Genomic DNA, 14,686 nt, shown 5'->3' with positions numbered 1-14,686 from the left:
TGTCGTTGGAGCCGTTGGTGCCGAACCAGAGCTTGCCAACATACGACGCCGCGCGCGGCTCATGAAACCAGCACCATGCATCGGCGCCCGGCGATGCGAGCGATAGCGCTGCGGGCGCCATGATGACCGGCGGCGCGATGATGACCGACGAGCGACCGCCTCGGCCCCCGAGCCGCACCAGCCCCCTGCGCGCGACGCCGAGCCGCCTCATGCCAGCTTCCAGCCGACCTTATCGCCGGCATCGACGAAGATATCCTCGGGGCGGCCCCATGCCGGATCGTAGTAGCGCAGCGGCCCGTTGGTGGTGTCAGGGGTTGGGCCGATCGCGTAGAAGATTGCGGCAGAGGCGCAGATGGAGCACAGCGCCTTGTCGTTATTCCGACTGCTCGGCGCTGAGATGGTGCTCGTCCCGGCCGCCGCCATCGTCTGCGATGCGACCGGCTTGTATGGCAGGATCGTGTCCGCTGTGCCATCGCCAAAGCCGCCGGCAAATGCTCCGAACGTGATGTGAACGCCTGCGAGCGCCATCGCTGCCTCCTGATGCCAATGTCTGGGTGGTTGAAGCGCGCGGCCCTAGATGACCCGGCTTCGCTCCCGATCGAATTCGGAAAGCTCGACGCGCAGCGCTTGGTCGCGATAGCCGAGCGAGATCAATCCCATTTGCGCGTCATGCGGGGAGATCACGCCGCATCGATACTGCAAACGGAGTGCGTCGTAGTACTCGCGCCATCGCGCGAGGTGCGCGGGATCGAGACGATTGACGGCCCGATCCCGCGCGATGCTCGGAAAGGCCGCGCTCATTGCGCGGCGGTGCCGCCGCCCGACTGATCGGTCGATCCGGTGCCGCTGTCACTCGAGCCCGTCGCAGGCGGCGGAGCCGACGGCGTAGGCGTGCCGGCAGTGACCGCAGCCGCAACGGTAGAGGCGTTCGAGGTATCGAGGTTCTTGATCGAGAGCAGCGTATCCGACAGCAATTGCAAATCGGCCTGGCTGGCGCCGCCGGCCGCGACGAGATCATCGACTTGCTTTTTCAGCGCATCGATCGTCGCGTTCTGGTCATCGACCACTTTCTTGACCGCGTTCGCGACATCGGTTTCGGCCTGCACCTGTTGCAGGGTCGCGGTTGCCTGATCCTGTAAGTCCTTGACGCTAACCATGATGATCCTCTCCGATTTGATCACAATCCTTGTGAGCGCGGCGATGCGGTCATTGATGTCGGCAAGGTGCGCCACGATCAGCCTGCCGAAAGGGTCATCCACGATGACGTGGTGATAGACGTGCATTTCCATTGCGCGCTCCTATCGAGGGCGTCGCGTTGCCATCGCGATCGCGACGTTCTTCGGCAGACTGTCGAGCATCGCCTGCCGCATGGTGTTCGTGAAATCTTGATAGAACAGCACGTCGCGCTTGATCGGCACGGCCGGATCGAGCGTGTACATCATCTTGCCTTGAGCGAAGAGGAAGCGCCCGTGCCGGGCCGCCTTGTCCGCGAGAGCACGCGGCGTTTGGCTGCGCGAGACCGCCCCACGCCCGGTCCGCCGCACATTGGCCGACGACGGGATCGCGATGTTCTGGCCTTGCGCGCGCCGCGTTCCACCCTTCGCGTGGAGAAACAGGTTGCCGCGCCCGAGCTTGTCGTAAATCTCGACCGCCGGATCCGACTTCGTCGCCCGCGCACCCTTGGTGGTCAGCGCGGCGCCGATGAACGATCGGTTCTTCACTGCAACTGATCGTGTCCAAGTCCCCTCGATCAGAAACGAGCGCGTTTTTTCCGCAGCATCGTTGAGCGAGCGCGCGAAGATGTACGGCAGTTGATCCTCGACCGCGCCAAGCTCGATTGCCTGGCCGGTGAAGTCCGCGGTGTCAAACTGGACTGAGATCATCACGCAAAAAGACCGACCTCGCCGCCGAGATCGGTTTGAAAAGTTTCGGGTGAAGCGTCACCGATGGACGTAGCTCTGCCATCGGGCGTGCGCGCGTAGAAAACCCACCAAAATTCGGTCCGTCAACGTAAATTTTGTCGGGGCGGTTTGCGTAAATCAGGAAAGATGGCCGGGAGTAAATCAGCGCCAACATCGAGAATGTCCAATGTAATGAGTCGCTTAGTGACTTCTCGGCGCAGCCGCGCGAGCGCCTCGGCGTAGCTCATGACGCGACCGACCTTTTTCGCCTCGATCCGCCAATCTCGATAGGCCGTATTGAACCACGCCAGTTCCCCACGCCCGTTTGCTTCGCTGATCATCTGCTCGACGCGCCGCACTGCCGACCGCACGCGCGCCATCGCCGCGTCGTGGTTTGTGAGATTGAGTTTCCAACTGTCGGCAATTTGCTCGATTTGCCTGCGGGCGGTTTCGGCACGCACAGCGAGCCGGCCATCGAGATCGTGCGGAAGCACTCCGTTGACCTCGTTCGCTATCGCCTCGGCCGTGTCGCGATCCTTGACCCAGAACGCGCATGCAATTTTCGACCACGGCCAGCGCTCGCGCATCGCCTCATAGGTTTTATCGAGATCGCGCGAGGCACCTACGATGCACGGCTCACCTCGCGGGATCGTGCCGACATAGATCGCGGCCACGCCGAACACGATCAGATACTCCCGATCAGCTCCGCGAGGGATTTCACATTCCATCAGAACACCGGGACCATTTCGGCGCGCAGGCCCGCCGCGATGACATCGCACCCGCGATCATGGTTCGCGCGCCACGTATCGGCATAGCCTCCGCGCTTAACTGCGACCCACCCCGCGTCCCGCTCTAACGAGTGCGCCATGGCGACCGCATTCACCGCGCGCATGAGGTGGCGCGCACCGTTGAGATACCGCGCCGGCCAGACGATCGCCGCCTCCATCCGTGTCACGTCGCTGTAGGACGGCATGATGCGCGTCCGGTTCTGCATGCGCTGCGTTTTCTCAAGTTCGCCTTGCTCCTGTTGCGCGAGCAAGTCCTCGAACTCGTAACTGTAGGCCGGCCATGATCCGCCATAGCCGGCGACCGCCTGCATCGGCAGCATCCGCAGCGTGCGCATGGCCTCGGACAGTCGCTTGCCGACATGTGGCCCATCCCAGATCGTCGGCGGAATATCCTCCATCACGGCATCTTCAAGCGGATTGAATTTGAGCGGTTCGCGCCGCACGACGGGCATGTCACTCATTCGGGACACTCCATTTGCGTCTGCGCATCGAGTGGAACGAAGCGCTGGGACGATCGATCCAGCTTCATTTTGATCGTCCCCTTTTCGCCGGTGCCCTCAAAGCGGACCTTGTTGATCATGATCGCCGCTTGATCGGTTTCGGGCTCGCGCCAGATGACGACGCCGTGGTCGCATTTGTTGAACCAGTGCGCGGCGCCGTCGATGTCGTAGAGCGACGGCGGGCGTAGCCTGCCATGCTCCCAGACATCCTTCGTCGGATGCGCGAGCACGATCACCGCCACGCCGTATTGCCGACCGAACCGCTTCAAGGCGCGGATCGCGCGGCCGATATATTCCGGCATTGTCTCGTCCCGGCGACGCGCGTGCTCGACCTCATTCCATGGATCGATCACCAACATGCGGATGCCGTAGCGCAGCACCGCATCGCGCGCTTTCTCAATGATCCATTCGAGCGTGATGTCGTCCTCGTACTCGTCGTTCGGATCGTTGTCGATGAACACAAAGCTGTTCTCGATCCGGGCGTCGGCATCGGGCGTGCCGATGATCCGGCGCAGCTTGTCGCGCAGATAGGGTACGGTCGGCATCTCGGGTGAGAAGATCGCCGACCGCCAGCCGTAGTCTCGCGCGACATTCCAGAGCACATTGGCGAGCCACGTCGATTTGCCGTGGCTCGGCACGCCGGTCACGATCATGAATTCGCCGGCAAACATCTTCATCCAGCCGTTGCCGTTCACGACGCCATCGAACAGTGGCCATCCGATCGAGACCGGCTCGACCTCCGGCAGCGATGGATACTCGGAAAGCCGGTAGAGCCCTCGTACCGGATAGGGCTTCGCGTCGCGCAGCGCCTCATGAACGGCGTCGCGGCCATACTTGCGCAGCACGTCGTTCAAGTCCTTGCAGCCGTCGGGATAGGCGACGAACTTGCACCGCACGGCACCGAGCCGGCGCACCATCTCGGCCGCCAAACGCTGCCCCGGCCCATCGTTGTCGACCGCGAGAGTGAACCATTTGATCCGCTTCAATCGATCGCGGTTGAGCCATAGAAATTCGAACTTGCCGGTGTGCTCGGTTTCGGGATCGAGCGGCGCCATGCGACCATCCTTCGGCACCGGTGGCGCGCCATCGGGCACCGAGACGGTGAGCGGCCACCCGCAATCGATCGCCACCATCGCATCCTCGAACCCCTCGGCGATCACCAGCGATTGAGTACCCGCCTCAAGTTGCGGATCGTCGAGCACATCGACGTTCCAGAACGTTCGCTTGCCACCCTTGTGATGCCAGAAGAACTTCTCGCCTTCGCGCTCGGCGCGATATTTTTCGTTGACGATTTTCCCATGCTCTAAGAACGGGTAGACGATGACGTTGCCGCGCACTTGCGGCACCACGCGCCGCTCACCCTGCTTAACGACGACTGCCCCCGTATAGATTTCGAACCTTGCTGCCGTCTCTGGCGATATCCCCCTTCGTTCGAAATACTCGGCGTGATAGGGCGCGAGAGTGTTCATAGCTGTAGCTCCCGTGGAATTCGTCGCAATGGAAGCAGCGGAAGAAAAATCCGTCGCTCTCGGATCGGATTGACAGACATCGATTGAATTTCTTGCGGCGCGTATGCGAGCACGCCGGGCATCGGAACGCCTTGCTGCCGGTGAAGGATCGCGGATCGGCACCGACGCTCGCCAGCATCCGCAGAACCTCGTCGAGGGAATAGCGCTGCGTCATACCCGCACCCTCGGTGTTTGATCCTCGATCGCGTTGCCCCGGATAATCGCGCCGATGTACTCGCGCGGGTTCTGCTTAGTCGAAGCCTGCTCGATCGCCGCGCGGGCGAGAGCGACATTGCGGCCTTTGGCTTTCAGCACTTGTGCGGTGAGCGATCCACCAGCGCGCTCGCCGAAGATTTCCTTTCCACGCCGGAACAGGTCCGTCTCCGGATCGGCGGTCGCTGGTTTTGCCCGGGCCGTCTCCGCTTGCCCGAGATCAAGTTCCCCACGGCGCGCACCGTTAGGTGCGGCATCTTCTTTCTTCTTTTCTTTCTTCTCTTCTCTCCTCTCCTCTCCTCTACTCTCCTCTCTATGGTGTTGATGTTCGAACAGTGGGCTTGATGCCAAGCTGTTAGAATTCAATGCGTTATCCGGCTGACCGACTGCAGACCTCTGCTCAACCTCACTCTGACCTCGGCCGGACCTCTTCCTGACCCCGCGACTACCCCTCCCCCCTCGGGCCGAGGTTGAGCGGAGGTCGGCGACACGTTGAAGCTCGGTCTCGGCGCGGTCGTTGGTCAGTCGGCCGTCGATGATCCGCAGCTTGCCGGAGTCGAGCAGCGCCTTGAGGTTCCGGCGGAAGGTAAGCACATGCTGATTGCAGCGGCCGGCGATCCCCTGCTCGTGCACCCCGATCGGCCCCTCGTGCAAATAGATCAACTGGCACACGACGTGGTAGACGCGATACGGCCCGTCATCGAGGCCCTCGGTGCCGTCCATCCAACGCGGTATGTCGTGCTTGAACCACTCAACCATCACGCGCTCCCGTTCGCTGCAAACAGGGCGTTGAAGAACCCGGGCGCCGTCATGCGATCCTCCGACGGAATAGCGGCGAAGTCTGCACCGCCAGATCGGGATTGAGGATTGCCGCCTGATAGTGCCAGAGCGCGAGCGCGTCGGCAGCGTTGTCGTCGGTCGGCCTCCAGCCCAAGCGATAGCAGGCCTCGGCTGTCAGCGACTTGGCCTCCTTCCGCTTGTGCCGGTTCGAGCCGATGAAGTGATTGCGGACATCGGAGACGCGCGCCTCCCGCACGTCATAGCCGCGCGCATGCGTCAGTTCCTCGACGATCGCGCAAAGCCCGATCAGGACGCGGATGATCTCCGCGCTCGTCCGCCCAGCCATGTGCTGCGGCACCATCGGTGCCTCGAACACCACCAGCTTCACGTCGTTCTCAGTGGCGAGGAAATCGTTCAGCCATTGCCGGCAACCGGCAAAAACCGCGCCCATGGCTGCGCCCTCGCGCGCGAAACGCACCGAGCCGGAGCGCGGCTTCTCGTCGGCGGGATAGCCGACCGCCCAGCCGGTCTTTGAGGCGAGATCGAGCGCGAGGATGCGGGGATTGTGTGGCATGGCCGCACCTCAATGAGCGGTTGCGCCAGCCTCACCTATCGCATTCATCGCCGCCGCTCGCCACAACGGCAAGTCCTTCACGCCCTCGGCGGTCGCGAGCATCGAGAGGATTTGCTGTTGATCCTGCTCAAGCTCCTCATAGATTTCCTTGTTCTTGTTTTCGTTCTTCCTGATCTTCACAAGCGCACGCAATTCCTTCGTCGGGATGCCGCGCGCCTTCGCCTCCTTGAGCACGTTATTGATGCTTTCGCGGATGTTGCGGCAGCGGGCCATCGATGAACCGCGCTCGCTCGCTAGATCGGCCTCATAGCCGTCGATCTTGCCGAGCACTTCCTGCACGACCTCGGCATCAAAATCATTCGTTTGCTGGGCTGCTTGCTTCGCCATGAGTTTCCCTTTTGGTTGACGGGGCCTCGGCGAATTGGGATCGATCGCCGGGCCGCGCGTGGGCGACCCATCACGACCTCCTCGAGACGTAGCAAACGGTGATGAATTGACGCTTGTGCCTGGCGCACCATGACGAGCCGGGCACCTTGCGCGCACCGCAGAACATCGCGAGCCCGTTGGGATCGCGCTGGTCGAGCGGTGCCCGGCACTGATGATCCTTCACGTCAAGGATCGAGACCGGCTTGGCGACCGCATCGGCGACAAATTCCGGGATCGCGCGCCGCGGCGTCTGCCTCGGTGGGGCCTTCGTCAAGATTGGCTTGCTTTCTCGCCGCAGCTTCAAGCGACTGATCTTGCCGCAGACCGCGCTGCGGGTTTTGTTGATCGCATCGGCGATCACAGATGCCGACGCGCCGGCACCGAACATTTTGCGCAGTGTGGTCTCGGCTGTTGGAGACCATTCGTTTTGTTGAGCCATCACACGCGGCCTTTTGCTCGCGAAGCAGACAGCTATCCGGAATAGGAAATGATCGGCGGGCACGTCATCTGAAAACCGCAGGCTTTGCCCACCAATTTCGTAAATGGCATTTTTGCGGCGCGCGCCGATGGCGCTGCGTAAATCATGGAGGCGCATGCATCTAAAACTGAGCAGCGCAAATGCACGCGCTACCCAAAGTCGCAAGTTTCACTCTGCCCGCTTTTTTTATGAAGCTATGTTGACATCACGCGCGAAGCGGAATGAGAATTTACGCGCGTAGTTCGGGCATCCAACAAGAGAAGATCGCGCTCGACACGAGGAAGCGTCACCAGCCCGCCACGGCAGCGGGCGGCGCCTACAACAACAAAACGACCCGGTATCACCCTTTGCGAGGCGGCGGCTTCGCAGAGCGCGGGAGAGCTATGGAACATTGCGGGCGAGAATGAGCGCGGCGAATGGCAATGCAATCTATCCCTTGGGACGGCAAACCGATCACTCGGCCGGGTCTGTATCGCAACATCCCATTAGCGGATTACCATCGGCACGACTTGTGCGATGCGGTCAGCGTCTCCTCGACGATGTTCCGCAACATCATTCGCCGCTCGCCCGCGCACGCCTTCACCAACTCGTCGCTCAATCCCAAGCGCGGCAAGGAGCCGCAGTCTGAGGCGATGGCGCTCGGCCGCTTCGTCCATAAGGCGGTAGCCGGTGAGCCGTTCGACGATGATTGCGTGCTCTGCCCGCCCGAGGTCGGCGGCAAGCCCTACAACATGCGCTTGAAGGTTTGGCAGGATTGGAAAGCCGAGCAGGAAGCCGCCGGCAAATGCGTCATCACGCCGTCGATGGCCGAGCGCGCGAAGGGCATGATCCTTGCGCTGGGCAAGTTCCCGTTGGTGCAGCAGGGCATGCTCGGCGGATCGCCCGAGCGCTCGCTGATCTGGAAGGACAAGCGCGGGTTCTGGAAGAAGGCGCGGCCTGACGAGATACCGAACGACAGTGGCGATTTCGTCGACCTCAAGTCGACCAACTCGGTTCTCTACCGCGACACGCAACATTCGATCATCGAATACGGCTACGTCCAGCAAGCGGCGCTGGTCGTCGAGGGCGCGCGCGCGCTCGTCATGACCGCCAGCTCCTTCACGCTGCTCTGGGTCGAGAGCGAGAAGCCGCATTGCGTTCGCGCTCAAACGCTCAAGGACGACGATCTCGCACGCGGCCATGGCCTCAACGAGTTGGCCGCCGAGACCTTCTGGCAGTGCTACCAGAGCGGCGAATGGCCCGGCCCCGGCGATGATCGCGCCGACGCCGAGTACGTCGATCTGCCGGACTGGTGGCGCAAATCGGTCGATGACCGGATCAAATACCAATTGCGGGAGACGGCGTGATGTCAGAGCTACAGACCGACAGCACCGTCCGCTCGCAAGATGCGCCGCCGCCCCAACAGCCGGCCGGCCCCGAGCGCGTGACGCGCCGCGATCTAGTTGAGGGTAACGCGGAGAAAGTCGTCAACGACCGCACCGAGGGTGTCGTGCTGTTCAAGGGCGGCGGCGTCGACTATGCGAACCTTCGCGATATGGTCGACGCGGCGAAGCTGCTGGCCGCATCCGGCCCGTATCTGCCGCCTTTCATGCAAGGCAATGTCGGCGCCTGCTTCGCCAATTGCATGCGCGCGCAGGAACTTGGCGTCTCGCCGCTCGCCCTGGCGAAATGGACCTATGTCATCGAGCAATGGATCGGTGGTCAGAAGGTCGAGCAAATCGCTTACGAGAGCCAGATGTTTCACGCGATTGTCGAGGCCCGCGCCCCGATCACGACGCGGCTGCAAGTCGCCTATGAAGGCGAAGGCCCAAAGCGACGATGCCGAGTCTGGGCGACATTTCGGGGCGAAACCGAGCCACGCTACTTCCCACCGCTCGATGCCGACGCGGATCAATTCACGCTGGGCAAACTGCACCCCGGACACAACGACAAGGGCAAGGTGAGGGGCTCGCCGCTCTGGGACAAGAAGCCGGACTTGCAACTGTTCTACAATATGTCCCGCGATTGGGCGCGCATGCATTGCCCCGATGTCATCTCGGGCATGTATGGCCGCGATGAGATGGAGGACGCCGGCTTTACGGTCGCCTCCGATCACGCAAAGGACGTTTCCCCCGGGCTAACCGCGCGGCTGCGCGGGTCTTCCTCAGCGCTTGGGCAGGCTGCGATCGACGCGATCGATCAGGCGGCCGCAGCGAAGAAATCGAAGCCGGAAAGCAAAGAACCTTCCGCCGATTCCTCCGGGTCCGACTTCCCCGGCAATCGGCCAATGGACAGCGACAATTGATGGGAATGCTCGAAATGGGAATGCGACAAGTGCCGGACGATCTGTTCTTCACTCTTGCGGCAATGAAGCATGGCGGCACCTCGCGGATGTCGGCGCGCGCGGTTGTTGACGTGCCACGCTACATCGAGATGGCGCGGGAATTTCACCGCATCTGCGCGGCGCGTCCCTTTCTCAATCATTGCATTGTTGCGCGCGATGTCGGCGCCCGGGCCTTCGAGATCAGCATCGACCAGTTGCTCGCACGCAGCCGCGAGGGCGATCAGACCGAAACGCGCCAGAAGATCATGGCATTCGCCTGTGTCGTGACCGGCGCGTCCTTCCGACAGGTCGGCGCCACGTTCGAGCGCGACCATTCGGCCGTTTCCTACGCCTGCGACAAGTATGCGGACTACATCCGTACGGCCATCGAGAGGGCGTAGCCGATGCGCAAGATGGTCCGGGACATCATCGGCGAAATCCGCGAGGCCGGCGGCTCCGACGTGCGGGTCTCCGAAGGCGGCAATCACACCCGGGTCCACTTTATGACGCCGCGCGGATCACCTGCTTGCATGCTTATCCATCGCGGCACCAACGTCAGCAAACGCCATGCGGGCATGTTGCGATCCCAAATGCGGCGGAAGATGCGCGACGCCGTCGATTCCGTCGAAAGGAACCTCCATGGCTTTGACAGCGAGGCAAGTGCTCGATGAGGCAATGCGCGGCCAAGGCGCGCTCGGTAAGGCGGCACCGGACGAGCCGGTATTCGTTCTGCGCGCGCAGAATATCCATGCCGCCGACCTCGTTGAGAAATGGGCGATCTGGTGCTCGGCCGGTGATACGCCCGGCGACAAGGTGACCGAGGCGCGCGCGATCGCTGGCATGATGCGGGATTGGCCCGATCGCAAGCGCCCCGATTGAGGAGGCCCGACCATGCGAACCGTTCAATGCAGAGGCGGCTATTCGCCGAATGACGACGGCAGCTTTACCGTGGTGATTGAGGTCGAGGGGGTTTCGCATCAGGAGGCAATCGACATCATCGAGGCGAGCCGCGAGCCGTTGCGCTCGGCCGTCATCGAGATCACCAGCAAGGGCGGCCCGTTCCGCGTCGAGACAAAGCAGTGAAGCATGACCGTCACGCCGGCAACCATAAAGGCACTGCGCTGGTTCGCGGCGCGCGGCGAGGTCGGATGGTTCAACCGGAGCGCGCCCGGGCATTCGATGCGGACGCGACTCGTCAAGCGCGACATGATCGAGCGCGCTCCGGATGACCGGCCGGTGCATCTCAGGCGGTTTCGCCTCTCGGAGAAAGGCCGAGAGATATTGCGGGAGAATGGATGGCTGTGAGGACTGCGCGCTCGCCGAGTTTGCGGATCAAATGCGCCGCCGCGCTGCTCGCATTGACCGACGAGCGCGGCGACCGCCTGATCCCACACGAGCACTCCAAGGCCATGTCGGCTGATCAAATCATCTCGCTGTTCCAGTTCGATCATCACCCGATCCGCGCCGAGGCCGGCGGCCCGACCGAGCCATGGAATTTGGACCCGCGACTGATCCCGGAGCATCGGATCAAGACCGCGAAAAAGGATGCGCCCGAGATCGCGAAGATCAGGCGGGTCGCGGCGGCCGAGGAAGACTTTCGGCGACGCTTGCTCACGCCAAAGGATCAGCGCGAGCCGCGCCGGTCGCGGTGGCCGAAGCGCAAGATGCGGGGGCGATGAGTGGAAAGTCCGTGATGAGTGAGAGTGAGCAAGCCGCCCTGGCGGCGACCCCTACGTTGGTTTGCAAAGCATGCGGTGAGCAAAAGCCCGAGACCGATTTCTACATGCAAGCGCGTGATGGCTATAAGCCGCGCCGCATGAAGGTCTGCAAGGCCTGCCATAAGGCCCGGGTTGTGCGGAATACCCGAAAGGCCCGCAAGTCCCGCCGCCGCCGGCCGGACTGACCCCGCCCCGGGGCAAATCAGCGGCGCAAATCAGCAGAGTGAAACAGGCCCCGGCCGAAAGGGGCCGAAACCCGACCCAAATAATGTCGGGACTATCGGTAGATAGCGGGAATTATTGCACTTTTTACGATTTTCCCGCATGTCGGACAGGGTTTTAGTAATGCGTAAATGCGCCCAAGCCCGGAAGCCCGGCCCCAAGCCGGGCGCCCAAAGGGCGATCATTCGGCCGCTCGACCGCTCCGATCCTCGGAGCATCGATCATCCCAGCCACCGCAATGCATGGTTGGAATTGGCGGACGCGATCGGCCGGCTTGAAGCGCGTGAGATCATACGATTGCGACGGCAGGGGAAGATAGATGAAGGCAGTTAGCGCCAAGCGGGCCGCGCTCTACGCCCGATTTTCGAGCGACCTCCAAAAGGACAAGTCGATCGACCGGCAGTTCGCCGATTTGGAGAAGGCCGCGCGCCGGCTCGGTTTCAAGCTCGACAAGCAGCACTACTTTGCGGATCGCGCTCAATCGGCGACAACACTGTTCGAGCGGCCGGGCCTGACCCGAGACTTGCTCGGCGCGGCGGCGCGGCACGAGTTCGACGTGGTGCTGGTCGAGGCGACTGACCGCCTCTCGCGCGATCGGGCGGACCTGTTTTGGCTGAACAAGCGGTTCAAGTTTAACGAGGTGACGCTGTTTACCCCGGCCGGCGAAGTCAGTGACATGCAATTGACTTTCGACGGGCACAGCAACGAGGACTTCATTCGGAAGTTGGCCGGGCGCGTCAAGAGCGGGCATGACGAACTGACCCGCGAGGGCAAGATCGCCGGGGGCAAGTGTTACGGCTACAGCGCGGTGCCGGGTCAGCCCGGGGTGCGCGTCATCAATGAAACCGAGGCGGCGATCGTGCGCCGCATCTTCACGGAGTACGCGAGCGGATCGACGCCGCGCCAAATCGTCAAAGCCTTGAAGTCTGACGGTATCCCCTCACCCACCGGAGCGGCGGTCTGGAATTATCAGGGCATCTGCGGATCGGATGGCGGCTCGACCGGCATGGGAATGCTCCACCGCGAAATTTATCGCGGCAAGATCGTCCGTAACCGCATTCGCTATGTGAAGAACCCAGACGATGGCCGGCGGCTGGCCCGGCGCGCCGATCCGGACGACTTGCTGATGGTGGACGCGCCGCAACTGCGCATCATCTCGGACGAGCTATGGGAGGCCGCGCACGCCGTCCGGAAGGCCCGCAAGAAGAAGATGAACCCGGGCGGATGCAAGCCGGCGCCGACGCTGGCTCGCAAGCAGGGTATTCTCGCCGGCCTGATCCGGTGCGCGACCTGTAGCGGGAATATGGTTCTGGTCTCCTCGACCCGGGGCGGCCGGGTGGCATGCTCAAACGCCACCCACCGGCAATCCTGCGCCCATGCCAAGAGCTACGCGATTGACGCGATCACGGCCGAGGTCATGGGCAAGGTGAAGGAGGAGTTGACCAACCCCGAATTCTTGAAGCGCCGGCACCGCGCCCGGACACTGGAACTCGCCAAGGCCGAGCGGGAAGAGAACGAGGAGCGGGTCCAGGCGCAACGCGATCTCGATCGGCTCAAGCTCCAAATCTCCCGACTGGTCGATGCCCTCGGCGATGGCGATCTCCCGGCGGCCGAGATTAAGGCGAAGATGAAAGCCAAGGAGGCCGAGCGGGTCGCCATTGAGGAGCGGCTCCGGCTGCTCGGCAAGGGCAGCAATGTGACATCCCTCCCTGACGCTACCATGGCCGCCTTCGGCAAGAGCGTGGAGACCCTGATCGATCTGCTCGGCCGGAACCCCGATGACCCGGCCTGCCGGGCGGCCTTTGCCAATCTCGTGGATTGCGTGGTGGTCCATCCGACCCCGAAGAAGCAGCCCTATGACTTGGCCCTTTACGCCCGGGTCTCGGCGATCGGAAATCTAAAACTCTTCCCGGAGGCCCGGTCGCACGAAAAAATGTTGGCGGATGAGGGGTTTGCCTATTTCGCTACAGGCAATGCCGTTACCTCGAATTAACCATTTTTTATCACGCCACTGTCATTGGAATCCGTGGAACGCGTTTTGCATTTTGTCATTGGGGTTGCAACGCGCGGGCGGAGAGGGACCCATGAAGATCTATCTGCTGATTTTGCTGATCGGAACACTGCTGACCGCGATTCACTTCACTTCGACGCCTGATCGCCAGTCAGAAACGGCCTCGCAGTAGTTTAGTGCCAGACGACGTGGGCAGTTCGCCTGCCCGCTAGCGCCGCGCCAGCGGCAATTCTCCCTTTCCAGCCAAGACCTCCTGCACCCATTTATTGGGCACACCTGACTCTTCCTTGAGCAACAGTGCGGCATGGAGCCGCGCCGGCGCCCGGCCGCCCTTGACGGCCCGCACCAGGATTCGGATCGCCGGCGACGTCGCGTCGGCGTGAACCGGCAGGATCTCGAGGCTGCCGAAGCCGCGCTCCAGCGCGGCCAGCACCTCGGCAATGCCGTCGGCTCGCCAGATCAGCGCAAGCTGCCCGTTCGACCTGAGAATCCGCCGTGCGACGTGGACCCAGCCGGCGAGCGTGGTCGCGGTCGCGACATGAGCGCGCTCCCGCACGCCGTCCGGCGAGGCCTGGTGCCGCGACGGATCGTTGAACGGCGGGTTCATCAGCACGACGTCGGCGCTGTCGGGTGCAAGACCAGCGTCATCGAAGGCTGCAGCACGGGCCTCGACATCGAGCACGATCACGTCGGCCATGATCGCATTGTGGCCGGCATTATTCCGTGCGAGCTCGGCCAGCGTCGGATCGATTTCGACCAGAACCAGATTGATCCCCCTCACCCGCCGCGCCACGGCGAGCCCGGCGGCGCCGACGCCGGAACCAAGATCGACGACGCGGTCGCCGGATCGCGCCGGCGTCGCCGCGGCCAGCAGGATCGCGTCATGGCCGGCGCGGTGGCCGCCGCGCGGCTGCCGCAGGCGCAATTGCCCGCCGAGAAATCCGTCCTCGGTGACGTCGGCGGCCGGAGACTCCTTTTTTGACGCGTTTTCCTCACGCGAACCGGGGTCCACTTCGCTTGAAAACGCTCTAATCATCGGCCCGCAATTCGTGGCCGAGGCCGGCGTCGGTCAGGAGCTGGCGGGCCTCGTGGTTGTCGTCCTCATGCACCAGGATCCGCCGCGGCAGCACGCCGAGCGAGCCCTCGATGATGCTCATGTTCTGGTCCAGCACCAGATGATGGATGTTAGCGCTGTCGAGCAACGCGCCGATGGCGGAGACCAGCACAATGTCATTGGTCCGTACCAATTCCCGCAAAACGCACTC

The 14,686-nt window shown here is 62.7% G+C and carries 22 protein-coding genes; 9 read left to right on the top strand and 13 right to left on the bottom strand.

Annotation, left to right across the window (positions count from 1 at the left end; genetic code table 11):
- Positions 1-207: 207 nt before the first annotated feature.
- The 11 genes from HAP54_RS24275 to HAP54_RS24225 all read right to left on the bottom strand — a co-directional run bounded on the left by HAP54_RS24275 (position 208) and on the right by HAP54_RS24225 (position 7,285).
- Positions 208-528 carry a hypothetical protein gene (locus HAP54_RS24275; RefSeq protein WP_166304254.1) on the bottom strand — a complete coding sequence of 107 codons (321 nt, stop codon included), beginning with the start codon at positions 526-528 and terminating at the stop codon, positions 208-210.
- Positions 529-573: 45 nt separating this feature from the next.
- Entirely contained in the window at positions 574-801 is a 228-nt protein-coding gene (locus tag HAP54_RS24270; protein ID WP_166304251.1) for a hypothetical protein, read from the bottom strand.
- Positions 798-1,289, bottom strand: a complete 492-nt coding sequence (locus tag HAP54_RS24265; RefSeq protein WP_166304249.1) for a hypothetical protein — start codon at positions 1,287-1,289, stop codon at positions 798-800. The genes HAP54_RS24270 and HAP54_RS24265 overlap by 4 nt, the downstream gene beginning before the upstream one ends.
- 9 nt (positions 1,290-1,298) lie before the next feature.
- Complete coding sequence (locus HAP54_RS24260; protein ID WP_166304247.1) at positions 1,299-1,883, bottom strand: hypothetical protein; 585 nt, start codon at positions 1,881-1,883, stop codon at positions 1,299-1,301.
- Positions 1,884-2,005: 122 nt separating this feature from the next.
- A complete protein-coding gene (locus tag HAP54_RS24255; protein WP_166304244.1) occupies positions 2,006-2,629 on the bottom strand; it encodes a hypothetical protein in 624 nt (207 codons plus the stop codon).
- A complete protein-coding gene (locus tag HAP54_RS24250) occupies positions 2,629-3,150 on the bottom strand; it encodes a hypothetical protein (protein WP_166304242.1) in 522 nt (173 codons plus the stop codon). The genes HAP54_RS24255 and HAP54_RS24250 overlap by 1 nt, the downstream gene beginning before the upstream one ends.
- Entirely contained in the window at positions 3,147-4,658 is a 1,512-nt protein-coding gene (locus HAP54_RS24245) for an AAA family ATPase (protein ID WP_166304240.1), read from the bottom strand. Before HAP54_RS24245 ends, HAP54_RS24250 begins: the two co-directional genes overlap by 4 nt.
- A gap of 210 nt (positions 4,659-4,868) precedes the next feature.
- Entirely contained in the window at positions 4,869-5,669 is an 801-nt protein-coding gene (locus HAP54_RS24240) for a DUF1376 domain-containing protein (RefSeq protein WP_166304237.1), read from the bottom strand.
- 49 nt (positions 5,670-5,718) lie between these two features.
- Positions 5,719-6,264, bottom strand: a complete 546-nt coding sequence (locus tag HAP54_RS24235; protein WP_166304235.1) for a hypothetical protein — start codon at positions 6,262-6,264, stop codon at positions 5,719-5,721.
- Positions 6,265-6,273: 9 nt separating this feature from the next.
- Complete coding sequence (locus HAP54_RS24230) at positions 6,274-6,603, bottom strand: GapR family DNA-binding domain-containing protein (protein ID WP_166304232.1); 330 nt, start codon at positions 6,601-6,603, stop codon at positions 6,274-6,276.
- Positions 6,604-6,721: 118 nt separating this feature from the next.
- A complete protein-coding gene (locus HAP54_RS24225; RefSeq protein ID WP_166304230.1) occupies positions 6,722-7,285 on the bottom strand; it encodes a GcrA family cell cycle regulator in 564 nt (187 codons plus the stop codon).
- Between the two features lie 305 nt (positions 7,286-7,590).
- Here HAP54_RS24225 and HAP54_RS24220 point away from each other — a divergent pair, with 305 nt between their 5' ends.
- The 9 genes from HAP54_RS24220 (at position 7,591) to HAP54_RS24180 (ending at position 13,403) form a co-directional block, all read left to right on the top strand.
- Positions 7,591-8,514 (top strand): PD-(D/E)XK nuclease-like domain-containing protein, encoded by a 924-nt coding sequence (locus HAP54_RS24220; RefSeq protein WP_166304228.1) that lies wholly within the window; start codon positions 7,591-7,593, stop codon positions 8,512-8,514.
- Entirely contained in the window at positions 8,514-9,452 is a 939-nt protein-coding gene (locus HAP54_RS24215) for a recombinase RecT (protein WP_166304226.1), read from the top strand. The genes HAP54_RS24220 and HAP54_RS24215 overlap by 1 nt, the downstream gene beginning before the upstream one ends.
- A 14-nt stretch (positions 9,453-9,466) precedes the next feature.
- A complete protein-coding gene (locus HAP54_RS24210; RefSeq protein ID WP_166304224.1) occupies positions 9,467-9,871 on the top strand; it encodes a helix-turn-helix domain-containing protein in 405 nt (134 codons plus the stop codon).
- Positions 9,872-9,874: 3 nt separating this feature from the next.
- On the top strand, positions 9,875-10,141 hold the full coding sequence (locus HAP54_RS24205) for a hypothetical protein (RefSeq protein ID WP_166304222.1): 267 nt from the start codon (positions 9,875-9,877) through the stop codon (positions 10,139-10,141).
- A 4-nt stretch (positions 10,142-10,145) separates the two neighbouring features.
- Entirely contained in the window at positions 10,146-10,349 is a 204-nt protein-coding gene (locus HAP54_RS24200; RefSeq protein WP_166304219.1) for a hypothetical protein, read from the top strand.
- A gap of 12 nt (positions 10,350-10,361) precedes the next feature.
- Positions 10,362-10,553 carry a hypothetical protein gene (locus tag HAP54_RS24195; protein WP_166304217.1) on the top strand — a complete coding sequence of 64 codons (192 nt, stop codon included), beginning with the start codon at positions 10,362-10,364 and terminating at the stop codon, positions 10,551-10,553.
- Positions 10,554-10,556: 3 nt separating this feature from the next.
- Entirely contained in the window at positions 10,557-10,775 is a 219-nt protein-coding gene (locus HAP54_RS24190; RefSeq protein WP_166304215.1) for a hypothetical protein, read from the top strand.
- Positions 10,766-11,149, top strand: coding sequence for a hypothetical protein (locus tag HAP54_RS24185; protein ID WP_166304212.1), 384 nt, complete (start codon positions 10,766-10,768; stop codon positions 11,147-11,149). Before HAP54_RS24190 ends, HAP54_RS24185 begins: the two co-directional genes overlap by 10 nt.
- Before the next feature lie 580 nt (positions 11,150-11,729).
- A complete protein-coding gene (locus HAP54_RS24180; RefSeq protein WP_166304210.1) occupies positions 11,730-13,403 on the top strand; it encodes a recombinase family protein in 1,674 nt (557 codons plus the stop codon).
- A gap of 226 nt (positions 13,404-13,629) precedes the next feature.
- Here the strand turns inward: HAP54_RS24180 and HAP54_RS24175 are convergent, their stop codons facing one another.
- Together HAP54_RS24175 and HAP54_RS24170 are read right to left on the bottom strand one after the other, a co-directional pair.
- The gene (locus tag HAP54_RS24175; protein WP_339156853.1) at positions 13,630-14,457 is read right to left on the bottom strand and encodes a tRNA1(Val) (adenine(37)-N6)-methyltransferase; all 828 of its coding nucleotides are present in this window, start codon (positions 14,455-14,457) and stop codon (positions 13,630-13,632) included.
- Entirely contained in the window at positions 14,450-14,677 is a 228-nt protein-coding gene (locus tag HAP54_RS24170) for a DUF2007 domain-containing protein (protein ID WP_106320528.1), read from the bottom strand. Before HAP54_RS24170 ends, HAP54_RS24175 begins: the two co-directional genes overlap by 8 nt.
- Between the last annotated feature and the right edge of the window lie 9 nt (positions 14,678-14,686).

The sequence above is a fragment of the Bradyrhizobium sp. 2S1 genome (genome assembly GCF_011516625.5).
Classification (GTDB): domain Bacteria; phylum Pseudomonadota; class Alphaproteobacteria; order Rhizobiales; family Xanthobacteraceae; genus Bradyrhizobium; species Bradyrhizobium septentrionale.
Note: the sequence above shows the minus strand (reverse complement) of the source record. Positions and strands in the feature narration are given on the sequence as shown.